Genomic DNA, 23,735 nt, shown 5'->3' on the forward strand with positions numbered 1-23,735 from the left:
TTGCCTCTCGTCCACAATCCCTCCCATTATCAGAATGGAATCCTTTGTCCGTCCCAGGCGAAGAAGTGCCCGGAATCGGCAGGCGTCAGGTTGTCGATCACCCTCAGCATGCGTTCTGCGGCGTCTGCGGGCTTGGAAAGCGTCTCCGGGTTCAAGCCGGAGCGGAACGGCTCGCTGAGCGGCGTCTCTACCGTGCCGGGGTGGAAGGCGATGCAGATGGCCTCAGGGGCGTGAACGGTCTCGAAGTTTTCCGCCGTGAGGTGGTCGATCAGCGCCTGTCCGATTCCGCCCGACGCCCCGACAATGAGCGCACGCGCAGGTCTGTCGAAGCAATCGAGAAGCGCTGTCGGCGCTGAGGATCGAGATGGCGCGATCATGAAATCCGATCCGGTCGGTACGGAATATATGGAGCCGGCTCCCGTCCCGTCGAGATCGTCCACGGTAGTCCGATGGGATAAGAAGCCGTCCCTGTTCCCGTGCGTGCGCCAGTGGCTACGGGAGCAGCCATGCACTGGAAGCGCGGCGAGCCGGTTTACGCCCGAAGAGCCTTGGCGCAGCATGGCGTCGGCCGATTCCGTCAGCAAGCCCAGGGAGAACCTCGTTTGACCGCACAATCCTCTTCGTATCCGGCGCGTCCTGATGTTCCGATGGACATGGCCGACTGGTCAGGTCCCGACATGCTTGCCGCCTATGCCAGCAAGCAGGCATCCCCGGTCGAGGTCGTGAAGGCTGTCATCGCACGCGTCGAGTCCTGCGAGCCGAAGCTCCAGGCGCTATACGCCTTCGATCCCGAGGCGGCGCTGCAAGCCGCCCACGCTTCCGAGCGGCGCTGGATGAGCGGAGAGGCGAGGGCGCTCGACGGCATTCCTGCGACGATCAAGGAGAACATCGCGACGAAGGGCACGCCCGTGCCGCTGGGCACGGCGGCGCGTCCGCTCGTTCCTGCCGCCGAGGATGCGCCCCCTTCCGCGCGGCTGCGCGAGGACGGTGTCGTCATTCTCGCCAAGACCACGATGCCGGATTACGGCATGCTCTCGTCGGGGCTTTCGAGCTTCCATCCCCTGGCCCGCAATCCGTGGGACACGACAAAGAACCCCGGCGGCAGTTCGGCGGGGGCGGGGGCCGCGGCGGCGGCGGGTTACGGACCGTTTCACATTGGCACGGATATCGGCGGCTCGATCCGCCTGCCGGCTGCCTGGTGCGGCGTGTTCGGCCTCAAACCCAGCTTCGGCCGCATCCCCATCGACCCGACCTATTACGGGCGCGTGGCTGGACCGATGACGCGGACGGTTCGCGACGCCGCGCTGATGATGCGAAGCCTCTCGCGGCCTGATGTCCGCGATCCGATGAGCCTACCCTACCAGGACCTGCCGTGGCTCGATCTCGATACCGACCTCAAGGGACTGAGGATCGGCTTGATGATGGAGGCAGGCATCGGCATGAAGCTCGCGCCCGAGATCAAAATTGCCGTCGAGGCCGCTGCCAAGGCCTTTGCCGATGCGGGCGCGATCATCGAGGAGGTGGGGCCCTTCATCACCCGCGAAATGCTCGACGGGCTCGACGATTTCTGGCGCCAGCGCGCCTGGTCCGATATCGGTGCGCTCAGCGACGAGGAGCGCGCCCGCGTGCTGCCCTATATCCTGCAATGGGCTGAAGGCGGCAGGGCGCTCACCGGAGCGCAGGTCTATCACGGCATGAGCCAGATGATGGAAATGCGGCATGCGGCTGTGGCCGCGACCCATCGTTTCGATTTCGTCATCTCGCCCGTGGCCCCATGCGTCGCCTATGCCGCCGAGCTGGCCTCTCCGATCCACGACCCGGAGGAGCCGTTCGAGCATATCGGCTATACGGTCGCCTTCAACATGTCCGACCAGCCCGCCGCTTCCGTGAATGCGGGCTTCACCGCCGAGGGGCTGCCCATCGGCCTCCAGATCGTCGGGCGGCGCTTCGACGACACGGGCGTTCTTCGTCTCTCCCAGGCCTGGGAGCGCATCTGCCCGGACAAGAGGCCCTGGCCGAAGCTGTGAGTAGCGGCGCAACGGCTCTCGGGATTCCCTTCCCCTCCGCTGCGCTTCGGCCGGGAATGACACTCCCCAGAACTGACGCCGACCCCCGTCGTCCCCGGCCCAGTGCTGGTGATCCCGAAGGAATGTTCTCATTTTGTTCTTGACTGTGGGGACAAGCTTTGCTATAGGTAGGTCAGATCTGCTCCACGAGGGGCGCGCTCGCGGGGCGTCGCAAGAACGGGAGCAGGCACGGTCCTGCGGGAGGGCGATACGCACGCGCTCCCGACGGGAGGCCAGTCGCATCCGGCACCGGGTGATGGACCGCCTAAAAAAGCCGTGCGCGAGGGGCCACCCGGCTCTTTCCATCTTCCACCAGTTTCGAGCCGGACGCCTCTCGCGCCCCCTCAACCCTTCAGGCTCGGAGCCAACAGGCTCCGGACCCGAAGGTGCTGCTCTTTGACATCGAATGCCCTGTCATCCCCGGCGGCGCGAAGCGCGGGAAGGGAATCCCCTTACAGGCGCGGCGGCATGGACTCCCTTCCCCTCCGATGGCTGCGCCATCTCCGGCCGGGAATGACACCCTTCCGATAGGGATCGCCGGAACGGGGCCGAGGGAAGGGGATCCAGGGATGCCGTAAGGGCGACACCTTCGACAGAGCGGACGGGTTTCCCGTCCGCCCGCCTGCTGGTAAAGAGCGGCCCATGACGTACAAGGTTGCCGCTCTCTATCAATTCGTCTCCCTGCCGGACTTCCGGGATATCCGGGAGCCGCTGCATCGCCTGTGCCTGGACCTCGAGATCCGGGGCACGCTGCTGCTCGCCCACGAGGGCATCAACGGCACGGTGGCCGGAACCGAAGAGGGGATCGACGCCCTGATGGCGGAGCTGCGCGACGGCCCGCTGTTCCATGGCCGCCTCGACAATCTGGAACTCAAGTTCTCGACTTCTTCCGAGATGCCGTTCAAGCGAATGAAGGTGCGCCTCAAGAAGGAGATCGTGACGCTCGGCGATCCGCAGACCGATCCGAACAGGCAGGTCGGCACCTATGTGTCGCCCGCCGACTGGAACAGGCTGATCGAGAACCCCGATGTCATCCTGCTCGACACGCGCAACGATTTCGAGGTCGAGATGGGCACCTTCGCGGGCGCGGTCGATCCCCGGATCAGGAAGTTCAGCGAGTTCAAGGATTTCGTGGAGCGCGAACTCGATCCGAAAAAGCACAGGAAGGTCGCCATGTTCTGCACGGGCGGCATCCGCTGCGAGAAGGCCAGTTCCTACATGCTCGCGAAAGGGTTCGAGGAGGTCTACCACCTCAAGGGCGGCATCCTGAAATATCTGGAGGACGTGCCGGAGGAGGAGAGCCGCTGGAATGGCGGCTGCTTCGTCTTCGACGAGCGCGTATCCCTCGGACACGGCCTGGTCGAGCGCCCGGAGGACAGGAGCCCGGTGGCCGATGAGTGACGCAGAGGACATCAATGCCCGCATCGAGGCCCTGGAGGTCCGCGTCGCCTATCAGGATCAGGTCATCGAGGACCTGAACCAGACCGTCATCGACCAGTGGAAGAAGATCGACGCCCTCAGGCGTCAGCTCAACGAGTTGCTCGACCGGGTTCAGGAGGTCGAGGATAGCTCAGGCACGCCCCGCGCGCCCGAGCCCCCGCCGCCGCATTATTGAGCGGCTAAACCTTCTTCACGAAGGCCGTCTTCAGCACAAGGCCTTTGACCTGCGCCGAGCGGCACTCGATTTCCTCGGCGTCATCCGTGAGGTGAATGTTCTTGAACACCGTTCCGCGCTTCAGAACGGTCGAGGAGCCCTTCACCTTCAGATCCTTGATGACCTGAACCGAATCTCCCTCGTTGAGGGTGGCTCCGTTGCTGTCCCTGACAACCATTATGCTCTCCCAGCGGCTGTGGCCGCCCTGTCGGGAGGCCACAGCCGCTGGCGGGATGGGCTGTCCATCCGGCTGCCCGCCAAGGCTGGGGAGGAGAGGGTCAGTGAAGGCGGAACTCCCCGTTCACGGCCCGCATCTCCGCCGGCTTGATCAGGCGGGCATGGGCGACGGTGACGGAGTGCAAGGGGCCGTCCAGCGTCTCCTCCCAGAAGGCCAGGAACTTCGTCAGGGTGGGGAAGTCGGGGTAGAGGTCGTAGTCCTGCCAGACATATTCCTGGACCAGGGAAAGGTGATCGGGGATGCGATAGAGGATCTGTGCGGTGGTCAGGCCATAGCCGGCGAGCTGTCGGACGAAGTCGGGTGACGCCTGCATGAACGCAATCCTTGCTGGTTACGCCTCAGGAATTGGAGCAAAGGAAACTCCGGCCTGCAAGTCAAAAATTCAGAATTTATCAGCAACAGCATGATGTTAGCAGCATCGCACATCGGCTGCTGACAGCCAGGCTGTCACTCGCTGCGGGAGAGTGACAAAAATTTTTTCCGCGCCTCTTGAACAGTGAAGCTTTCCCACCCAAATCATCGACCGCGCGGGGGCCTGAAGAGCACCGCGCGAGCATCTAATGCACTGATTTCATTGGAGGAAGCTTCATGAAGTTCCGTCCTTTGCATGACCGGGTCGTGGTCAAGCGCATCGACGCCGAGGAGAAGACGGCCGGCGGCATCATCATTCCCGATACCGCCAAGGAGAAGCCCCAGCAGGGCGAGGTGATCGCTGTCGGCCCCGGCGCCCGCAACGAAGCGGGCCAGATCGTTCCGCTGGACGTCAAGGTCGGCGACACCGTGCTTTTCGGCAAGTGGTCCGGCACGGAAGTGAAGATCGGCGGCGAGGATCTCCTCATCATGAAGGAGAGCGACATCATGGGCGTCGTCGAGCAGACGGTCGCCACCAAGCAGGCCGCGTAAGGCCGGTTCCATTCGAGTCAAACATCGTTACGTCTCAAGGAGTGACGAAACATGGCTGCCAAAGACGTCAAGTTTTCCGCTGACGCGCGCGACAAGATGCTGCGCGGCGTCGACATCCTCGCCGATGCGGTGAAGGTCACCCTCGGCCCCAAGGGCCGCAACGTGGTGATCGAGAAGAGCTTCGGTGCTCCCCGCATCACCAAGGATGGCGTCACCGTCGCCAAGGAGATCGAACTCTCCGACAAGTTCGAGAACATGGGCGCCCAGATGGTGCGCGAGGTTGCGTCCAAGCAGAACGACCGCGCCGGTGACGGCACCACCACTGCGACGGTTCTGGCCCAGGCCATCGTCCGCGAGGGCGCCAAGGCGGTTGCCGCCGGCATGAACCCGATGGACCTCAAGCGCGGCATCGACATGGCCGTCGAGGCTGTCGTGGCGGACCTCAAGAAGAACGCCAAGAAGGTGACCTCCAACGACGAGATCGCCCAGGTCGGCACCATTTCCGCTAACGGCGACGCAGAGGTCGGCCGCATGCTGGCCGAGGCCATGCAGAAGGTCGGCAACGAGGGCGTCATTACCGTCGAGGAGGCAAAGTCCCTCGAGACCGAGCTCGACGTGGTCGAAGGCATGCAGTTCGACCGCGGCTATCTCTCCCCGTACTTCATCACCAATGCCGAGAAGATGCGCGTGGAGCTCGAGGATCCCTACATCCTCATCCACGAGAAGAAGCTCTCGGGTCTCCAGGCCATGCTGCCCGTGCTCGAGGCCGTGGTGCAGACCGGCAAGCCGCTGCTCATCATTGCCGAGGACGTGGAAGGCGAGGCTCTTGCCACCCTCGTGGTGAACAAGCTGCGTGGCGGTCTGAAGATCGCCGCCGTCAAGGCTCCCGGCTTCGGCGACCGCCGCAAGGCCATGCTCGAGGACATCGCCGTTCTCACGAAGGGCCAGGTCGTCTCCGAGGATTTGGGCATCAAGCTCGAGAACGTCACGCTGAACATGCTCGGCCGAGCCAAGAAGGTGGTGATCGAGAAGGAGAACACCACCATCGTCGACGGCGCCGGCGAGAAGCGCGACATCGAGGCCCGCGTCGGACAGATCAAGGCGCAGATCGAGGAGACCACCTCGGACTACGACCGTGAGAAGCTGCAGGAGCGTCTGGCCAAGCTCGCAGGCGGCGTCGCGGTCATCCGCGTCGGCGGCGCGACCGAGGTCGAGGTGAAGGAGAAGAAGGACCGCGTAGACGACGCCATGCACGCCACGAAGGCGGCGGTCGAGGAGGGCATCCTGCCCGGCGGCGGCGTTCCTCTGCTGCGTGCCCTCAAGGCCCTCGACGGCGTGAAGCCCGTCAACGACGACCAGAAGACCGGCGTCGAGATCGTGCGCCGCGCGCTCCAGGCTCCGGCCCGGCAGATCGCGCTGAACGCCGGCGAGGACGGCTCCGTCATCGTCGGCAAGGTCGTGGAGGCTTCGGACTATGCCGCGGGCTGGAACGCCCAGACCGGCGAGTACGGCGACCTCTACAAGTTCGGCATCATCGACCCGGCGAAGGTCGTGCGCGTGGCTCTGGAAGACGCCGCTTCCGTCGCGGGCCTTCTCATCACCACCGAGGCGATGATCGCCGAGAAGCCGAAGAAGGAAGCTGCGCCCGCCATGCCCGCAGGCGGCATGGACTTCTAAGCGCAGAGCTCACTCCTAAGTCAGGGCGGCGCCGCGGGATGCGGCGCCGTTTTTTTGTTGCGCGCTGCCGAGGCGGGCTTGAATATGCGGCGCCGAGTAGCCGTTTGACGGGAACCGCATGACCTTGCGCTGGTGGCAACGACCTCTCAGGAAACCCCACGCCCTTTGCGCGGGCGATCGGGTGGCGATCGTGTCGACCAGCTGGGGCGGGCCGTCCGTCTTCCCGCACCGCTACGAGGCCGGCAAAAGATATCTGGCAGAGGCCTTCGGCGTCGTTCCCGTCGAAATGCCCCATGCCCTGCGCGCTGCCGAGTGGCTCAGCCGAAACCCGCAGGCCCGGGCCGACGACATCATGCAGGCCTTTGCCGATCCTTCCATCAGGGCCGTCATCGCCAGCATCGGGGGCGACGACGCGGTCCGCCTCATCCCGCATATCGACCTTTCCGTGATTGCCGAGAACCCGAAAATCTTTCTCGGCTATTCCGATCCGACCGCGCTGCATTTCGGCTGCCTGAAGGCGGGTCTGGGATCCTTCTACGGCCCTACCGTCATGTCGGGATTCGGTGAGAATGGCGGCATGCACGCCTACGCCGAGCATTCCGTCCGCAAGGCCCTGTTCGACGCCGAGCCCATGGGAGAGATCCCCGTCAACGAAGAGGGCTGGACCGCCACGCAACTGCCCTGGCGCGATCCCGAGAACCAGAACCGCCGCCGGGCGCTGACGCCTTCCACCGGCCCTCGCACGCTTCAGGGCGAGGGGACGGCTCGCGGCCACCTCATCGGCGGCTGCGCCGAGGTTCTGGAAATGCTGAAGGGTTCCGAGTGGTGGCCGCCGCTCGACTACTGGGACGGCGCGATCCTCTTCATCGAGACGTCGCAACATGCGCCGTCCGCGGCCCAGGTGCGCTGGTGGTTCAGAAACTACGCGGCCCAGGGAATCCTTCCGCGACTAGCGGGCATCGTTCTCGGCCGTCCCGGCGGCGAGCTGGACGCCAAGGGCCGGGGCGAACAGGAAGCGGCCGTCGTCCAGGTTCTCGATGAGGCAGGCCTGCAGCATCTCCCGGTCCTGGCCGAACTCGATTTCGGCCACACAGACCCGATTGCAACGCTGCCCTACGGCGTCATGGCGGAGATCGATTGCAGCCTGTCGCGGCTGCGCATTCTGGAGCCGGGCGTCACCGCCGGATAGGCTCGAGGAATATCACGAACCGCGCCGGAGAAAGGGCGCGGTTCGGAGGCTTGTCCGGGAGCGCCTACGGAGCAGGCGTCGCCACCTTGGTTCCGATCGAGCCGGTCGCCTCCACTGCGGGCAGGGCCCGCAACTGGTTGACGAAGGCGGTCAGGCTCGTGGTCTCGCCGTTCGCCGGAGCCAGTTGGGAGAGCACGCCGCTGTCGAAGGGTTCCTCCTCGACGGAGCCGTCGATCATGATCGTCGTCTTGATGCCGGATTCCACATCGAAGGAGATCGACTTCACCTTCTTCGCGCGGTCGGAGACGTCGATGGGCTCGGCGATGGCAGTCTCGGCCTCGGCCAGCTCCGGCTCGGGCTGGGGTGGCTTCTTCGCCTGAGCAACGGCCTGCTTGGGTTCCTGTTTGGGCTCCTGCTTGGCGGCGACGGCCTTGCGGCCCTCGTCGCGGCTCTTGCGCCGTTCGGCCCGCGCCGCCCGCCTTTCGCTGCGGGAGGGACGCTCCTCGACGACCTTGGTCTTTTCGCCCATGAGGTCCTTCAGGCGGGCCTGGGCCTGCGTGGCCTCCCTCTGAACTTCTGATCCGAAGAGACCGACCAGCGGGTTCTTCTGTCGCTCCTCGTCCGCCTTCGCTTTCGCGGCTTCGGCCTCCTTGGCGGCCTGGATCCGCTTGCGGGCAAGCGAGGTCTGGGCCCGGTTGTTGGTGCTGTAGGAATAGCGCTTGCCCTCGATCTCGTAGTAGACCTTGCGGGCTTCGGCGGCGCCGCTGATGACCCCGAGCAGGATTGCTGAGGCTCCGAGCAGAGTGAGCGTTCTGTTCATCGGCTTATAAGAGCCTCGCGGCTCCTCCCCTTGCGTCCCTCAAGCTCAGTGGCGGAATGTGGCGGGTCTGTGGCTGGAATCCGCGAAGCCCATGTATCGAAAGAGGTATTGACGATGACTGACTGGGGAGGAGCGGCCCTGAAGGGGTATTTCAGGCGGCCGCTGCGCTTCGCCCGCGCAGGGTCGGATCCAACGCATCGCGTAGCCCGTCGCCGAGAAGGTTGAGGCCGAGCACCGAGAGCGCAATGGCGATGCCGGGCGCGATGGCGAGGTGCGGAGCCTGCGAGAGATAGGTCTGCGCGTCGCTCAGCATGCGACCCCAGCTCGGGTTCGGCGGCCGCACGCCGAGCCCCAGATAGCTCAGGCCCGCCTCTGTGAGGATCGCCAGCGCCAGCTGGATCGTAACCTGCACGATCAGCGCGCCCGCGATATTGGGCATCACGTCCTCCCAGGTGATCCGAAGGGGATGCTTTCCGAGCGCCCGTGCGGCGGCGATGTAGTCGAGAGTCCAGACCTGGAGCGCGACGCCCCGCGCGACGCGGGCGAAGACGGGCACGTTGAACACGGCAATGGCCAGCACCGCCGCGAGCGGCCCGGATCCCACGAGCGCGCCGATCATGACGGCCGAGAGAACGGCGGGAAAGGCGAAGACCACGTCGGAGACGCGCATGGCAATCTCATCCGCAATTCCCTTCCAGGCCGCCGCCGCCGTACCGATGGCGGTGCCGATGGCGGCCCCCAAGAGGACCGCAGGCCAGGCGATGGCGAGGGAGTTCCAGGCCCCCACCATCAGGAGAGAGACGACGTCGCGCCCGAAATGGTCCGTGCCGAGGAGGCCCGCCTCGAGCGGACCCTTGAGGCGAAGCGCGATGTGGACGCGGGTGGGAACCTCCGGCGTCCAGACCAGGGACAGGAGAGCCGTCGCGATCAGGATGGCGGTGAGAACGCCGCCGACGACGAGAGCGGCGTTCGGCCGGATGCGCGAGGATCCCCTCATGCCCGGCTCCTGAGGCGCGGGTCGAGGAGGGCATAGCCGATATCGACGAGGAAGTTCACGACGATCACGATTCCCGAAAAGATCAGTACGATGTCCTTGATCACCACGAGATCGCGCTGGTTCAGCGCCTGATAGGCGAGACGCCCGAGGCCGGGCAGGTTGAACACGTTCTCGACGAGGATCGCGCCGCCGAAGAAGAAGGAGAGCTGGAGGCCCAGGATCGTGGTGACGGGGATGAGCGCGTTCGGCACCACGTGACGGCGTAAGGTGGCGCTCTTGTCCACGCCCTTGGCCCGCGCGGTGCGCACGAAATCGGCCCCGATCACTTCGAGCGTCGCCGAGCGCGTCACGCGGGTGAGAACCGCAGCCTGGGGCAGGGCGAGCGCTACGGCCGGCAGGAGCAGCGCCTGGAGGGCGGGCCAGAAGCCCGCATCCCACCCGGGAAAGCCGCCCGCCGGAAACCATCCGAGCCAGGTGGAGAAGAAGAGGATGAACAGAAGCCCGATCCAGAAGTTCGGCACGGCGACGCCGAGCTGACTGAAGACCAGCACGCCCCGATCCACCGCCCCGTCCCGGCGGGCCGCCGCCGCGACGCCCAGCGGAAGGGCAAGTGCGGTCGAGATGAGAATGGCGAGAAGGCTCAACGGCAGCGTCACCGCCATGCGCTCGGCAACGAGCGTCGAGACCGGCATCTTATAGGTGATCGAGGTGCCGAGATCGCCTTGCAGGATGCCGACGATCCAGGCGACGTAACGCACGAGCGCAGGCCGGTCGAGCCCGAGCTCCTGCCGCAGGGCCGCGAGCGTGTCCTCCCGCGCGGCTGTGCCGAGCATGATGGCGGCCGGATCGCCCGGCAGGACCTCCAGGATCAGGAAGATCGCCAGCGAGACGAAGATCAGGGTCACGACGAGCGAGACGAGGCGGGAGATCACGAGGCGCAGCATGTTCTGGAGGGGCCTCGTGCAGGTCTCACGGCTGAGAAGATGGCATTTCATCGTGCGCCAGCATGCCCTCCCCGCAAGGGGGAGGGAAGAGGCCGGTGCGCTTCAAATCACTCCGTCCACCGGACTTCGGTGATGTCGTTGGCCGGCACGGGCGAGTTCTCCCACAGGCCTTCGAGCTTCGCGTTCCAGACACCGAGCTTCGGCAGCTGGAACAAGAAGAGAGCGGGCACGTCCTCCGCCAGGATCTTCTGGGCCTCGGCGTATTTCGCGTGGCGCTCCTTCTCGTCCGTGGTGCGGGCGATCTCTGCCATCAGCTCCTTGAACTTCGGGTTCTGGTAATTGAAGTAGTAGTTGTCGCGGGCGAAGATATCGATGTCGAGCGGCTCCGTGTGGGAGACGATGGTGACGTCGTAGTTCTTGTTCTTGAAGACCTCCTCGATCCACTTGGCCGGGAACTCGGTGGGGATGATCTGCAGGTCCACGCCCACTTCCGAGAGCATGGCGGAGATGAGCTCCGCCGAGCGGCTGGCATAGGCCATCTGCGGGGCCTTGATGGAGATCGACAGGCCGTCGCCATAGCCCGCCTCCTTCAGCAGCGCCTTGGCCTTCTCGGGATCGTAGGGAATGACGTCGGTCGTATCGACGAAGGCCGGATGGTTGGGCGAGAAGAAGCTGCCGATGGGCTGTCCGAAGCCCGAATAGGCTCCCTCGATGAGCGCCTTGCGGTCGATGGCATGCATGAGGGCGCGGCGCACCCGCACGTCGTCGAAAGGCTTCTTGGCATTGTTCATGCCTGCGACCGTCTCGCCTTCCGTGTTGCCCGCCACCGCCTTGAAGCGCGGGTCCTTCTGGAATTCGGCGAAGAGCTCGGGCGCGCCGAGATTGGGGAAGGCATCTACGTCGCCGGCCTTCAGCGCCGCCACCTGGGCCTGGGCATCGCTGATGAAGCGGAAGGTGACGTTTTCCAACTGCACCTTGTCCTTCTGCCAGTAATCCGGGTTCTTCGTCAGCTCCACCCGGTCGCCGCGCGTCCAGGACTTGAACGTGAACGGCCCCGTGCCGACCGGGTTGGAGGCATTGGTCGCCGCCGTCTCAGGCGCCACGATCACCGCATCGCCCCAGCCGAGATAGGTGAGGAAGTTGCCGGAGGGGTGCTTGAGCTTGATCACGACCGTCTGCGGGTCGGGCGTCTCGATGCTCTCGATGGGCGCGAAGATCTGCTTCTGGGCATTGGTGGACTTCGGGTCCCGCGCTCGGTCGAAGGCGAACTTCACATCCGCGGAGTCGAAGGTCGTGCCGTCATGGAATTTGACGCCGTCCTGGAGCTTGAAGGTATAGGTGAGCCCGTCCGGCGAGACCTCCCAGCTCTTGGCGAGCAGCGGCTGCACCTTGCCGTTCCGGTCGATGCGCACGAGCCCCTCGTAGAGATTGGCCCAGGTAACCTCGCGGATGGCGACAGGCGCCGCAATGGTCGGATCGAGCCCCGGCGGCTCGATGGGCATGCCCACCACCAGCGACGTCTTGGCGGCATAAGCGGGCGCGAAGCTGACGGTCAGCAGGAGAGCGGCAGCCAGGAAACGCTTCGACATAGACGGGACTCCATCCGGTGTTGAGTGCGAGAGCTCGCAGTAAGCCTCAGCTTACGCACTGTGCCGCCGGATGGAAGGGGCTCGATCCTTCAATCTTCAAAGATTTGAATCAGATACACCGTCCCCCATCCACCTCCAGCACGACGCCGGTGATCATGCTGGCTTCGTCAGAGGCCAAGTAGAGCGCTGCATTGGCGATGTCCTGGGGAGTGGAGAAGCGGCCGAGGGGGATGGAGTTGACGAAGAGTTCGCGCTTCTGGGGCGTGTCCTCGCCCATGAAGGTGGCGAGCAAAGGCGTTTCACCGGCGACCGGGGCCAGGGCGCAGACGCGAATCCTGGAAGGCGCCAACTCCACTGCCATGGACTTGGTCATGGTGTGAACCGCGCCCTTGGTGCTGTTGTACCAGGTGAGGCCCGGACGGGGGCGTAGGCCCGCGGTCGAGCCCACATTGATGAACACGCCGCTGCCCTGGCCCTGCATGATCGGCACGGCGGCCTTGGCGAAGAGGTAGATCGACTTCACGTTCACCGCGAAGACCCGGTCGAACTCCTCCTCATCCACCTCCAGCATGGGCCGGTTGCGGTGGCTGATGCCCGCATTGTTGACGACGATGTCGAGCTTGCTGAAGGCGGAGACTGTCTTCTCGACCGCCGCCTGCACGTCGGCGGCCTTCGACACGTCGGCGGCAAGCCCGATAGCCTGCGAGCCGATCTCCTCGGCGGCGCTCTTCGCCGCCGCTTCGTTGATGTCGATAATGGCGACCTTCGTGCCCTCGCGGGCGAATGTCTCCGCGATGCCGAGGCCGAAGCCCGAGCCTGCGCCGGTTACCAGCGCCACCTTGCCTTCCAGGCGTTTCATGTGTCTTCCCCTGATGTGATTTGAATGGCCGGGCACTTACCCGTGCGCGATGACGAGGGTCTTGGTGGTGGTGAACTTAATCAGGCCCTCGAAACCCTTCTCGCGGCCATGGCCGGAGCGGCCGAAGCCGCCGAAGGGCAGTTCGATGCCGCCGCCCGCGCCATAGCAGTTCACGAAAACCTGGCCTGCGCGCATCGCGCGGCCGACGCGGGTGGAGCGCATGGCGTCGCGGCTCCAGACCGCCGCCACAAGTCCGTAGGCAGTGCCATTCGCAAGCCGGATCGCCTCCGCCTCGTCCTCGAAGGGTGTCGCCACCAGGACCGGTCCGAAGATCTCCTCCTGGAAGAGGATGCTCTGGTGCGGGACCGGCGCAAGGAAGGTCGGCGCCACGTAGTAGCCGCCCGCAGGCGCATCGAGCGCCACCACGCCTTCGCCGACGACGGTCAGGCCTTCGTTGCGGCCGCGCTCGAGATAGCCGAGCACGCGACGCTGCTGCGCCTGGTTAATCATAGGGCCGAGATCCGGCTCCCGCTCCGGATGCCCGGCGCGGAGAGCGCGGAAGCGCTCGGCCACCGCATCGACCACCTCCTGGAAGATGCCGCGCTGGATGAGCAGGCGGCTGCCCGCCGAGCAGGTCTGGCCGCCGTTCTGGATGATGGCGTTGACGAGGGTCGGCAGGGCGCGCTCGATATCGGCATCGTCGAAGAGAACCTGGGCGGACTTTCCGCCCAGTTCCAGGGTGACGCCCACATGGTTTTGCGCCGCCGCCGTCTGCACGGCCGTGCCGGTCTCGGGACTGCCGGTAAAGGAGAGAAAATCGATGCCGGGATGGGCGGCAAGCGTTGCGCCCGCCGTGCGGCCGAGACCCGTCACGACGTTGAGCGCGCCATCCGGAAAGCCGACTTCGCGGGCAAGTGCCGAGACGCGCAGGATCGTGAGCGAGGCGTCCTCCGCCGGCTTCACGACGGTGGAGTTGCCGGCAGCCAAGGCCGCGCCCACGGAACGGCCGAAGATCTGCATCGGGTAGTTCCAGGGAATGATGTGCCCCGTCACCCCGTGCGGTACCCGTTCGACGCCGATGAAATGCGTGTTGAGATAGGGAATGACATCGCCGTGCAGCTTGTCGGCGGCGCTGCCGTAGAACTCGAAATAGCGGGCGAGCGCGATGGCGTCGGCTTTGGACTGGCGCAGGGGCTTGCCGTTGTCGCGACTTTCCAGGGCTGCTAGTTCGTCGGCGCGGGCCTCGACCGCCGCCGCCAGTTTCATCAGCAGGCGTCCGCGTTCGGTCGCCGTCAGCTTGCCCCAGGCTCCCTCGAGAGCGGCACGGGCGGCCTGCACGGCGGCGTCGATGTCCTCGGCGGTGCCAGCGGCGATCTTTGCAAAGAGTGCGCCGTCCACCGGCGAGAGCACGTCCAGCATCATGCCATCTGAGGCCGGGATGTCGCGTCCGCCGATGAGGTTCTTGTGGACCATGTCCGGCGCGACGGTTGAAACGATCTGGTCGTTCACGGGTCTTCTCTCCCTCAGGTCATTCTGTCCGTACCCGGCACGGCGGCCAGGAGCTGGCGTGTATAGGCATCCTTCGGATCGGCGAAAAGTTGCGCGGTTTCGGCCATTTCGACAATCCGGCCTTTTTGCATGACAGCCACGCGGTCGCAGATCTGGGCGGCGACGCGAAGGTCGTGGGTGATGAAGAGGATGGCGAGGCCCAGCTCCTGCTGCAGCTCGCGGATCAGCTTCAGGATCTCGGCCTGCACCGAGACATCGAGGGCGGAGACGGCCTCGTCCGCCACCAGCACGTCCGGCCTCATGGCGAGCGCCCGGGCGATGCCGATGCGCTGGCGCTGTCCGCCGGAGAATTCGTGCGGGTAGCGCTCGGCGGCATTGGCGGGCAGCCCGACCTTCTCTAGAAGTTCCTCCGCGAGCGCCAAAGCCTTGGCCGGATCCTCCCCTTGCGTGATCGGCCCTTCGGCGATGATGCGTCCGACCGTGCGGCGCGGATTGAGGGAGGCGAAGGGATCCTGGAAGACCATCTGGATCCGGCGGCGGTGGGGTCTCAAGCTCCGCTGGGGCAGGCTACTGAAGGGCAAACCGCCGATCTCGATCTTCCCGCCGTCCGGCTCGACCAGTCGCAGCACGCAGCGCCCGACCGTCGACTTGCCGGAGCCGGATTCACCCACAAGGCCGAGTGTCTCGCCGCGCCGGATGTCGAAGCTCACCGCGTCCGCGGCCTGGACCTTGCGGCCCTTCGAGAACCAGCCGCGTCCGCCGTAGAGCTTGGTCAGGGCATCGACCATGAGGGTGATGGGCTCGTTTTCCAGCGGCTTGCGCGGGGGAGGAGTGAGGGAGGGCACGGCCGCCAGCAGCCGCTTCGTGTAGGCGTGCTGCGGGCGGGTGAGGACCTCCTCCGCCGGACCTTGCTCGACCAGCAGTCCGTTCTGGAGCACGGCAACCCGGTCGGCGATCTCGGCCACCACGCCGAAATCGTGGGTGATGAAGAGAACCGCCGTTCCGGTCTTGCGGCGCAGATTGTCGATGAGCTTCAGCACCTGCGCCTGGGTGGTCACATCGAGCGCTGTGGTCGGCTCGTCGGCGATGAGGAGCTTGGGTTCCAGCGCCAGCGCCATGGCGATCATCACGCGCTGGCGCTGGCCGCCTGAGAGTTCGTGCGGATAGGCGCGGGCGATCAGTTCCGGGTTCGGAAGATGCACCTCATCCAGAAGCTCGAGGGCGCGTCGGTTGCGTTCCGACGGGCTGAGAAGCCGGTGGGCCCGGAAAGTCTCGGCGATCTGGTCGGCGACGCGCATGACCGGGTTGAGGGACGTCATTGGCTCCTGGAAGACGGTACCCACATCCCGGCCGCGGACGTCGCACCAGCCCGGCTCGTCCAGGGCCAGGAGATCGAGCCCGTCGAGCCTGATCGATCCGGACAGGACCTCCACTCCATGCGGCAGGAGGCCGATGGTTGCGAGCGCCGTCATCGATTTGCCGGAGCCGGATTCCCCGACGACGCACAGGGTCTCGCCGGGGGCGATGGAAAGCGACAGGTTCCTGATGGCGTGCGGCCGGTCGGCGAGCGCGGGGAGCCCGATGCTCAGGTTCTCAATGGCCAGAACGGGGGAGGGGCTTGCCACGGTCTGTCTCTCCTTGCGCCGGTTCCCCATGACGCAAGGAGACGGCCTTCGAGGGACCATCCTCGTCATATGGGCGGCCCCGTCAATCCGAACGGCCTCACCTCATGTTGAGAAAAACCGCGCCGCCGCCCTATCTTCCCTCTTGTTCAGGCGAGGAAAACAAGGCTTTGCACGAGACCATTTCCCATCCGGAGAGAGAGCGGCTGCAGGCTCATCTCAGCCTCCAGCGCCGGGCCTTTCTGCAAGAGGGCGGACTGACGGCTCAGCGCAGGGACGAGGCGCTCGGGGGACTCGCGGATGCGCTCGTGCGCCGTGCAGAGGACTTCGCGAGGACAATTGCCGAGGATTTCGGGCATCGCTCCAGCCATGAGACGAAGCTCGCCGACATCTATCCCGTCGTCGCAGCCCTGCGCCATGCCCGAAAGCACTTCCGTCGATGGATGAGGCCGCGCCGCCGTCCGATCCAGATGATGTTCAGGCCGGGAACGGGCCGCATTCTCCACCAGCCCCTCGGCGTTGTCGGGATCGTCAGCCCCTGGAACTATCCGGTGCAACTCGCCCTTTCGCCGCTTGCGGGCGCGATCGCGGCGGGCAACCGGGCGATGCTCAAGCCCTCCGAACTCACACCCCGCACCTCGGTGCTGCTGGCGCAGGTGATCGGCGACGTGTTCGACCCGTCCGAGGTGCTCGTCGTGCAGGGCGGGGTGGACGTGGCGCAGGCCTTCGTGCAGCTCGATTTCGACCACCTGCTGTTCACGGGCTCGACGCCGGTCGGCCGTCAGGTGATGCGCTCGGCCGCCGAGAGCCTCGTCCCGGTGACCCTGGAGCTCGGCGGAAAGTCGCCCGCCCTCGTCGCCCCGGATTTTCCGCTCGACAAGGCCGCCGAACGCACCGCCGTCGGCAAGCTGTTCAATGCCGGGCAGACCTGCATTGCGCCCGATTACGTGCTCGTGCCGCGCGGGCGGGAGGCGGCCTTCGTCGCGGCCTTCAGGAAGGCGGCGGCAGAGCTTTATCCGAGGCTTGCCGCCAATGCCGACTACACGGCCATCATCAACAGGCGGCACTATGATCGGCTGCGCGAACTCATCGCGGATGCCGTAAAACGCGGCGCTGTGATCCACGAAATTAATCCGGCCGGCGAGGATTTTAACGGCGATGGACGCAGGATCGCGCCCGTCCTCCTCACCGATCTGCCGGACGATGCTCTCGCCATGCAGGAGGAGATCTTTGGTCCGGTGCTGCCCGTCCTCGCTTATGACAGCCTGGAAGACGCCTGCCGATTGATCAACGAGCGCCCTCGGCCTCTGGCCCTCTATATCTTCAGCCACGACCGCGAAAGCGTGGATTGCGTTCTGGAGCGCACCCTGTCGGGGGGCGTCTGCATCAACGACACGCTGCTCCATTGCGTGCAGGAGGAACTGCCCTTCGGCGGCGTAGGCCCCAGCGGGATGGGCGCTTATCACGGAGAGGCGGGGTTCCGGACCTTCAGCCATGCCCGGTCCGTCTTTCATCAGGCCCGCTTCAACGGGGCGGGAATGACGAAACCGCCCTATGGCGGGCGCATGAACCGCCTGCTCTCATTGCTGCTGCGATAGGCCACTTTCACACGGTAGCGGCACGGTGAAATCGTAGGACACGCCGGCCGGGGTGAAGTCGATCTTGATGCAGCCCGCCAGCTCCCCCTCGATGCCGCGGCGGATCAGGCGCGAGCCGAAGCCCTGCCGCTTGGGCGGGGAAACGGGCGGTCCCCCGGTTTCCTGCCACAGGATGCGAACCTGAGGGGTGGGCTCCGCTTCGTCAATGGCCCAGGTCAGCTCGAGGTGTCCGTTCGGCGTCGACAGCGCACCGTACTTGGCGGCGTTGGTGACCAGTTCGTGCAGCACGAGACCCAGATTGATGACGTAGCGGGCCGGCAGGTGGACGTCCGGTCCCGAGATCGCGACTCGTTCGTCGGTCGCCCTGCGGTAGGGCGCCAGCTCCTGCTCGGCGAGGTCGCGCAGGTCCGCCTCGCGCCAGGACTTGCGCGTCAGGAGATCGTGCGTCTTGGACAAGGCCAGGAGGCGGCCTTCGAAGGCCGCCTTGAATTGGTCGGCGGTCGCTGCATTGCGCAGGGTCTGCGAGGCGATGGACTGCACAGTGGCGAGGGTATTCTTCACCCGGTGGTTCAGTTCGTCGAGGAGGAAACGCTGCTGTTCTTCGGCGTAGCGCCGCTCCGTGATGTCCTGGAAGATGCCGATGAAATAGGTTGGGTTTCCGTGGTGGTCGAAGAAGACGCGCCCCTTCGAATTGATCCAGCGGCTATGCCCGCTCGGGTGGAGGATCCGGAATTCGTCCTCGTAATTGCCGTTGCCCCGAACCGCGGCGCGCAGATGCTCGAGCACCTGTTCCAGATAGTCGGGATGGACGATGTCCTTCCACTCCGGGACGGAGGTGTCGGTCTTGGAGGCCGGCAGGCCGAGCAGAAGGGCAGCCTGGGGCGACCAGCCGCCCGTTTGCTTCTCGATGTCGTACCACCAGGTTCCCATATGCCCTGCCTCGAGGGCGAGGCGGGCCCGCTCCTCGCTCGCCTGCAGGGCCTTCTGGCGCTCGGCGACGTCGTCCATCAGATCGTTGAAGGCCTTAGCCAGAAGGTTGAACTCCCCGGAGCTCCCGGGCAGGACGATCCGCGATTCGTAGTTCCCCCGGCGCCAGGAGCGGACCGCATCCGTCATGATCTCGAAGGGCCTCGTGACAAAGGCGCGGCTGGCGAGCCAGGATAGGGAAAGGGCCAGGACGAGGGCTGCCGCAATCAGCATGAAGCCCCGTTTCGCCGCCTCGTTGATGGTGGCGAAGGCCGCCTTCGTGGACAGGCCGGCGCTGATATAGATGTTCTTCGGAGGGGCATCGAACGGAAGATAGCCGAGGACGCGCTTGACCCCGTCGAGGCTGACGGTCTCGTAGGCGCCGGGTGTATCGGCCCAGGCATGAGGCATGAGAGGGGGCGCAAGAAGCTTGCCTACGAAGCGCTCCGAATAGGGCTCTCGCGCCAGAATGATCCCGTTGCGGTCGGTGATCGTCACCGAACCCTCGGCCGGCAGGGTGCGCTCCTTGATCTTCTGGTTCAGCCATTTCAGGTCGAGGGCCGCGGCCACGACGCCGACAATGTCGCCCCGGTCGTTCCAGATGGGGATGGCCAGGGGAAGCACCGGATAGGGGCCGAGGCCGCCCTCCGTGAATTCCGCCGTGTATTCGCCGATGGCAAAGCCCCTCTGGTTGAGGGCATTGTGGAAATAGACGCGGTCCGTGAAATAGTAAGACGTGTCGATGGTTCCGGTCGGCCGGCAGCGGATATGCCCGCTCAGATCCATCGCGACGAAGGACAGGACGTAGGGAACCTTCTCCTGGATCGCCTTGAGATACGGGCTGCAGGTGGGCGTGTCGAAGTTGCGGATCGAGGGGACTTCGTCGATGGCGAGCAGAAGGCTGTGAACGCCGTCGAAAATGCGCTCCAGTTCACCGCCGACGAGCCGCGCCTGACGGATGGCGAGCTCGTTCACCTCCGCCTCCCGGGCGCGGCGCAGCGAAACTTCCGTGTAGGTCCAGATGACGATCGCGGGCAGAACCGAGATCAACGCCAAAAGGAGCAAACGCCGCGTCAGAGTCATTCAAGCGCCCAGCTTAATGCGGCAAGGGGATCATAAACTGCGCGAGGCGTCCACCCGTAAAAACTACCGATTGATTCATCGCGAATCTTGCATCCGGGGCCGGGAGGTGTCAGGTGAGCGGGAATGGCTTCTCCTCCTCTTCTCCTGCTTCAGGATATTGCGCTCACATTCGGCGGCACGCCACTGATCGAGAGCGCGGAACTATCAGTTTCGCCCGGCGAACGGGCCTGTCTCGTCGGTCGCAACGGCTCGGGCAAATCGACGCTCCTCAAGATTGCAGCCGGCCTCGTGGAGGCCGACAGCGGAAAGCGGTTCGTGCAGCCCGGCGCCACGATCCGCTACCTTGCCCAGGAGCCGGACCTCTCCGCCTATCCCCATACGCTCGCCTTCGTGGAGGCGGGCCTTGGCCCCGGCGACGATCCCTACCGGGCGCGCTACCTGCTCGAGCAGCTGGGCCTGACCGGTGAGGAGAAACCGGCATCCCTTTCCGGAGGCGAGGCCCGCCGCGCGGCGCTTGCCCAGGTGCTGGCCCCGGAGCCCGACATCCTGCTGCTCGACGAGCCTACGAACCATCTCGACCTCCCGGCCATCGAGTGGCTGGAAAGCGAGCTGAAGAGCCTGCGTTCGGCCCTCGTCCTCATCAGCCACGACCGCCGCTTCCTTGAAAACCTGTCCCAGTCCACCGTTTGGCTCGACCGGGGCCGGACACGCCGGATGGACCGCGGCTTCGCCCATTTCGAGGAATGGCGGGATCAGGTGCTGGAGCAGGAAGAGGCCGAGCATCACAAGCTCGGACGAAAGCTCGTGGCCGAGGCCGACTGGCTGCGCTACGGCGTGACCGCCCGGCGCAAGCGCAATGTGCGCCGCCTCGGCAACCTCCATGCCATGCGCCAGCAATACCGCGACCGCAAGCGCGCGGTCGGCACGGTTTCCATGACCCTCTCGGAGGCCGAGCAGTCCGGCACCTTGGTGGTGGAGGCCGAGGGAATCTCGAAGTCTTATGGCGGGCGTCCCATCGTCTCGAACCTGTCGCTTCGCCTCATCCGCGGCGACCGCCTCGGCATCGTGGGACCGAACGGGGCGGGCAAGACGACGCTCATCAACATGCTCACGGGCGCTCTCGCCCCTGGCGAGGGCCGGGTGCGCCTTGGCGCCAACCTGCAGATGGTCACTCTCGATCAGCGCCGGGCGAGCCTCGATCCCGATGCCACCGTGGCCGAGACCCTCACCGGCGGGAGGGGCGATACGGTGATCATCGGCGGGCAGGCCAAGCACGTGATGGGCTACATGAAGGACTTTCTGTTCTCGCCCGAACAGGCCCGCACTCCCGTGGGCGTTCTCTCCGGCGGCGAGCGCAACCGGCTCATGCTGGCGCGCGCCCTGGCCCAGCCCTCGAACCTGCTGGTGCTCGACGAGCCGACCAACGATCTCGATCTCGAAACCCTCGATCTCCTGCAGGAGATGATCACGGATTATTCCGGTACAGTCCTGCTGGTGAGCCACGACCGCGATTTCCTCGACCGGACCGTCGGCTCCGTCCTCGTCTCGGAAGGCGAGGGGCGCTGGATCGAATATGCGGGCGGCTATTCCGACATGGTGGCCCAGCGCGGCCAGGGCGTTCAGGCCCGCAATGTCGAGAAGGAAGCCAAGCCCAGGAGCGGTGACAAGTCTGCCTCCGGGCCCGCAGCACAGAGCAAGCGCAAGCTCAGCTTCAACGAGCAGCACGACCTCAAGACGCTGCCCAAGCGCATGGAGGAGCTGGAGGCCAAGATCGCCAAGGTGCAGGAGATCCTCGCCGATCCCGACCTCTATTCCCGCGACCCCGCCCGATTCCAGAAGGCGATGGACGCACTCACCCAGCTGCAGACGGAGCTGGGGACGGCGGAGGAGCGCTGGCTGGAGCTGGAGATGCTGCGGGAAGAACTGGAGGGCTAAGTCTCGAGCCGCCCCTCACCAACCGCAGACAGTCTCGGTTTTCGCAAGGCCGCCCTCGCCGGTGGCCTTAGACCTTTGCGGAGGCTCATAGTCTCCTCGCCATATGGAGCGCGAGCGCCGGAGAGAACGCCAGGGAAGCTTTCTGATAGAGGGGTTACAAGCTGGGTTCCGGCTCGTCCAAGGGCAAGAAGATCATGTCCGACATGTTCGTCGTCGGCTCCAAGGCCAAGGACGCCGAGGACCGGATCGTCTACGACAAGGCCAAGGGCGTGCTCTCCTACGATGCGGACGGCACCGGCTCGAAGGAGCAGGTGAAGATCGCCACCCTCTCCAGCAAGGCCACCCTCAAGTACAGCGACTTCTTCGTCATCTGAGGGTCTGTCGGCTTCGCAGGAAGCGTCGTTGCCGCCCCTGTCATTCCGGGGCTCCGATGCGCGGCCCCGGAATGACAGGGGGCATGATGTCAGGCCGAGGCCACTGCCTTTCGGGCTGCGCTGACCTGGCTGTCGAGATGGGCCACCAGATCGGCCGGCAGGTCGAGGAGCGCCGCGAGGCGGTCGAGATAGGCTTTTTCCTCCGGCGTGTCCGCATCGCCGATGGCGACGAGGGACGCCACGTAGAGTTCGGAGGCCTGTTCCTTCGTGCGGGGCAGGCGGGCGATGGCCGCCGCATCGGCAGGTTTCGACATCACGTCGAGCAGGAAGCCTTTTTCCTCGTTGCCGAGGCCGAGCTCTTGGATCTGCTCCTGGATGCGCCGGCTTTCCTCCCCGTCCAGATGCCCGTCGGACTTCGCCGCCGAGATCATCGCCTGGACCAGGGCGACGCCCATCTCGTGGCCTTCCTTGTCTTTCTCCTCATCGAGATTGAAGCCGCTCCCGGCGGGCGGCGGCTGGGTCGGAAGACCTGCACCCTGTCCCGCATTCGGGGCCTGCTTCGCCTGCCAGTCCTGATAGGCCTTGAAAGCGACGCTGGCGAGGACGGCGAGGCCGCCGGCCTTCATCAGCGAGCCGCCTGTGGAGCGTCCGGCCTTGGAGCCGAGGATCATCGAGAGAAGGCTTCCCGCCGCGAGGCCGCCGAGGCCTCCCGGAATCTGGGAGGCGAGCCCACCCGAGCCGCCCATCATGTTGCCGAGCCCGCTCTGCTGCTGCTGGCCTCTGTGGGGCTGGTTCTGGTGGCGAGGGTCGCCCTGGCCGCGCATGAGGCTGTCGACGATTCTGCCGAGATCCATGTCCGTTCTCCCTGTGGCCGTGATTGGCAGCGGGGAAAGGCAGGGCGCGGACAAGAGTTCCGTCGCGCAGGCCCGGAGGAAGAGCCTCTTTCGAATCGGGTTTGTGCCGGGGGTGAGCGGTCCTAGACCGAATTGCCAGGAACCTAGGACGATGTTCCCCCGTTGGGGAGGCGTCTGCTCGGCCGCACCGGACCGGGCCTGTGAAGGGACTTCCTGCCATGAATGCCAAGATCGCTCTTGTAGCCAGCGCCCTTGCGCTGGGTGTCGCCGGATGCATGACGCCGACCGCTTCGACGCCTCCTGCCGTGACGGCCGTGAGCACCGCCGAATTCGTTCCGACGGCGGTGAGTTCCAACCTGTTCGAGATCCGGTCGAGCCAGCTGGCCCTGCGGCGCTCCCGGGATCCGCAGGTCCGCCGCTTCGCCCAGCAGATGATCCGCGACCATAACCTGGCCACGCGCCGGATGGTGGCGGTGATGCGCCGCGCAGGCCTGCCGCGGCCGCCGCTGGCTTTGAACGCCCGTCACCAGGAGATGCTGGCGAGCCTCACGGCAGCCCCGAATTTCGATGCGGCCTATCTCGGCGCACAGACCGTGGCGCACCAGGAGGCCGTGGGCCTGTTCTCGGCCTATGCCCGCACCGGCGACAATCCCGCCCTGGTCGAGTTCGCTGGCGCGACCGTGCCGGTCCTGGAAATGCACCTGAACGAGGTCCAGGCCCTCGGCGGCGCGGCCGTTGCGCGGGCGATGTAAGGTTTTCCTGCCGTTTGGTATTGCGTAGGGGCCGCCGGATCGCATCCGGCGGCCTTTTCTTGTGCCGTCCTTCTCAACCGTCTTTCTGGTAGTTTTCGACTTTCTG

22 protein-coding genes are annotated in these 23,735 nt (G+C 65.5%); 10 read left to right on the forward strand and 12 right to left on the reverse strand.

The genetic code is table 11. The features are described from left to right. Nucleotides 1-29: 29 nt before the first annotated feature. A complete protein-coding gene (locus LG661_RS18130; RefSeq protein ID WP_230533288.1) occupies nucleotides 30-377 on the reverse strand; it encodes a Rossmann-fold NAD(P)-binding domain-containing protein in 348 nt (115 codons plus the stop codon). Nucleotides 378-647: 270 nt separating this feature from the next. On the opposite strand from LG661_RS18130, the gene LG661_RS18135 reads away from it, so the two are divergent. The 3 genes from LG661_RS18135 (at nucleotide 648) to LG661_RS18145 (ending at nucleotide 3,681) form a co-directional block, all read left to right on the forward strand. Next, nucleotides 648-2,027, forward strand: coding sequence for an amidase (locus tag LG661_RS18135; protein WP_230533308.1), 1,380 nt, complete (start codon nucleotides 648-650; stop codon nucleotides 2,025-2,027). 681 nt (nucleotides 2,028-2,708) lie between these two features. Further along, on the forward strand, nucleotides 2,709-3,467 hold the full coding sequence (trhO, locus tag LG661_RS18140; protein WP_230533289.1) for an oxygen-dependent tRNA uridine(34) hydroxylase TrhO: 759 nt from the start codon (nucleotides 2,709-2,711) through the stop codon (nucleotides 3,465-3,467). Beyond that, nucleotides 3,460-3,681, forward strand: a complete 222-nt coding sequence (locus tag LG661_RS18145) for a SlyX family protein (protein WP_230533290.1) — start codon at nucleotides 3,460-3,462, stop codon at nucleotides 3,679-3,681. The genes trhO and LG661_RS18145 overlap by 8 nt, the downstream gene beginning before the upstream one ends. 4 nt (nucleotides 3,682-3,685) lie before the next feature. Here LG661_RS18145 and LG661_RS18150 read toward each other — a convergent pair whose 3' ends face one another. Further along, entirely contained in the window at nucleotides 3,686-3,898 is a 213-nt protein-coding gene (locus LG661_RS18150; RefSeq protein ID WP_230533291.1) for an alkylphosphonate utilization protein, read from the reverse strand. Nucleotides 3,899-3,998: 100 nt separating this feature from the next. Further along, on the reverse strand, nucleotides 3,999-4,271 hold the full coding sequence (locus LG661_RS18155; RefSeq protein ID WP_230533292.1) for an usg protein: 273 nt from the start codon (nucleotides 4,269-4,271) through the stop codon (nucleotides 3,999-4,001). Nucleotides 4,272-4,546: 275 nt separating this feature from the next. Here LG661_RS18155 and groES point away from each other — a divergent pair, with 275 nt between their 5' ends. The 3 genes from groES to LG661_RS18170 all read left to right on the forward strand — a co-directional run bounded on the left by groES (nucleotide 4,547) and on the right by LG661_RS18170 (nucleotide 7,727). Beyond that, nucleotides 4,547-4,861, forward strand: coding sequence for a co-chaperone GroES (groES, locus tag LG661_RS18160; protein ID WP_230533293.1), 315 nt, complete (start codon nucleotides 4,547-4,549; stop codon nucleotides 4,859-4,861). A 51-nt stretch (nucleotides 4,862-4,912) separates the two neighbouring features. Further along, the gene (gene groL / locus LG661_RS18165; RefSeq protein WP_230533294.1) at nucleotides 4,913-6,538 is read left to right on the forward strand and encodes a chaperonin GroEL; all 1,626 of its coding nucleotides are present in this window, start codon (nucleotides 4,913-4,915) and stop codon (nucleotides 6,536-6,538) included. Nucleotides 6,539-6,728: 190 nt separating this feature from the next. Further along, nucleotides 6,729-7,727, forward strand: coding sequence for a S66 family peptidase (locus LG661_RS18170; RefSeq protein WP_230533295.1), 999 nt, complete (start codon nucleotides 6,729-6,731; stop codon nucleotides 7,725-7,727). 64 nt (nucleotides 7,728-7,791) lie between these two features. On the opposite strand, the gene LG661_RS18175 is transcribed toward LG661_RS18170, so the two are convergent. From LG661_RS18175 to LG661_RS18205, 7 genes are all read right to left on the reverse strand, one after another. Then, entirely contained in the window at nucleotides 7,792-8,547 is a 756-nt protein-coding gene (locus LG661_RS18175; protein ID WP_230533296.1) for a hypothetical protein, read from the reverse strand. 151 nt (nucleotides 8,548-8,698) lie between these two features. Continuing rightward, on the reverse strand, nucleotides 8,699-9,544 hold the full coding sequence (locus tag LG661_RS18180) for an ABC transporter permease (protein ID WP_230533297.1): 846 nt from the start codon (nucleotides 9,542-9,544) through the stop codon (nucleotides 8,699-8,701). After that, a complete protein-coding gene (locus LG661_RS18185; protein ID WP_230533309.1) occupies nucleotides 9,541-10,488 on the reverse strand; it encodes an ABC transporter permease in 948 nt (315 codons plus the stop codon). Before LG661_RS18185 ends, LG661_RS18180 begins: the two co-directional genes overlap by 4 nt. A gap of 107 nt (nucleotides 10,489-10,595) precedes the next feature. Beyond that, nucleotides 10,596-12,077, reverse strand: a complete 1,482-nt coding sequence (locus tag LG661_RS18190; RefSeq protein WP_230533298.1) for an ABC transporter substrate-binding protein — start codon at nucleotides 12,075-12,077, stop codon at nucleotides 10,596-10,598. A 109-nt stretch (nucleotides 12,078-12,186) separates the two neighbouring features. Beyond that, a complete protein-coding gene (locus LG661_RS18195) occupies nucleotides 12,187-12,936 on the reverse strand; it encodes an SDR family oxidoreductase (protein WP_230533299.1) in 750 nt (249 codons plus the stop codon). A 36-nt stretch (nucleotides 12,937-12,972) separates the two neighbouring features. Further along, complete coding sequence (locus tag LG661_RS18200) at nucleotides 12,973-14,445, reverse strand: aldehyde dehydrogenase family protein (protein ID WP_230533300.1); 1,473 nt, start codon at nucleotides 14,443-14,445, stop codon at nucleotides 12,973-12,975. Between the two features lie 14 nt (nucleotides 14,446-14,459). After that, nucleotides 14,460-16,100 (reverse strand): ABC transporter ATP-binding protein, encoded by a 1,641-nt coding sequence (locus tag LG661_RS18205; RefSeq protein WP_407666743.1) that lies wholly within the window; start codon nucleotides 16,098-16,100, stop codon nucleotides 14,460-14,462. Between the two features lie 137 nt (nucleotides 16,101-16,237). Here LG661_RS18205 and LG661_RS18210 point away from each other — a divergent pair, with 137 nt between their 5' ends. Then, nucleotides 16,238-17,665 (forward strand): coniferyl aldehyde dehydrogenase, encoded by a 1,428-nt coding sequence (locus LG661_RS18210; RefSeq protein ID WP_230533302.1) that lies wholly within the window; start codon nucleotides 16,238-16,240, stop codon nucleotides 17,663-17,665. Here the strand turns inward: LG661_RS18210 and LG661_RS18215 are convergent. Continuing rightward, on the reverse strand, nucleotides 17,648-19,714 hold the full coding sequence (locus LG661_RS18215) for a sensor histidine kinase (protein WP_230533303.1): 2,067 nt from the start codon (nucleotides 19,712-19,714) through the stop codon (nucleotides 17,648-17,650). The two genes, LG661_RS18210 and LG661_RS18215, sit on opposite strands and share 18 nt — an antisense overlap. Nucleotides 19,715-19,837: 123 nt before the next feature. On the opposite strand from LG661_RS18215, the gene LG661_RS18220 reads away from it, so the two are divergent. Both LG661_RS18220 and LG661_RS18225 read left to right on the forward strand, forming a co-directional pair. Next, entirely contained in the window at nucleotides 19,838-21,649 is a 1,812-nt protein-coding gene (locus tag LG661_RS18220) for an ABC-F family ATP-binding cassette domain-containing protein (RefSeq protein ID WP_230533304.1), read from the forward strand. Nucleotides 21,650-21,843: 194 nt separating this feature from the next. Continuing rightward, nucleotides 21,844-22,023, forward strand: a complete 180-nt coding sequence (locus LG661_RS18225) for a hypothetical protein (RefSeq protein ID WP_230533305.1) — start codon at nucleotides 21,844-21,846, stop codon at nucleotides 22,021-22,023. 89 nt (nucleotides 22,024-22,112) lie between these two features. Here LG661_RS18225 and LG661_RS18230 read toward each other — a convergent pair whose 3' ends face one another. Continuing rightward, on the reverse strand, nucleotides 22,113-22,877 hold the full coding sequence (locus LG661_RS18230) for a tellurite resistance TerB family protein (protein ID WP_230533306.1): 765 nt from the start codon (nucleotides 22,875-22,877) through the stop codon (nucleotides 22,113-22,115). A 218-nt stretch (nucleotides 22,878-23,095) separates the two neighbouring features. Here LG661_RS18230 and LG661_RS18235 point away from each other — a divergent pair, with 218 nt between their 5' ends. After that, a complete protein-coding gene (locus LG661_RS18235; RefSeq protein WP_230533307.1) occupies nucleotides 23,096-23,629 on the forward strand; it encodes a DUF4142 domain-containing protein in 534 nt (177 codons plus the stop codon). The last annotated feature ends 106 nt before the right edge of the window (nucleotides 23,630-23,735 follow it).

Origin of the sequence: Microvirga roseola, from assembly GCF_020866965.1 — a bacterium.
Classification (GTDB): Bacteria; Pseudomonadota; Alphaproteobacteria; order Rhizobiales; family Beijerinckiaceae; genus Microvirga; species Microvirga roseola.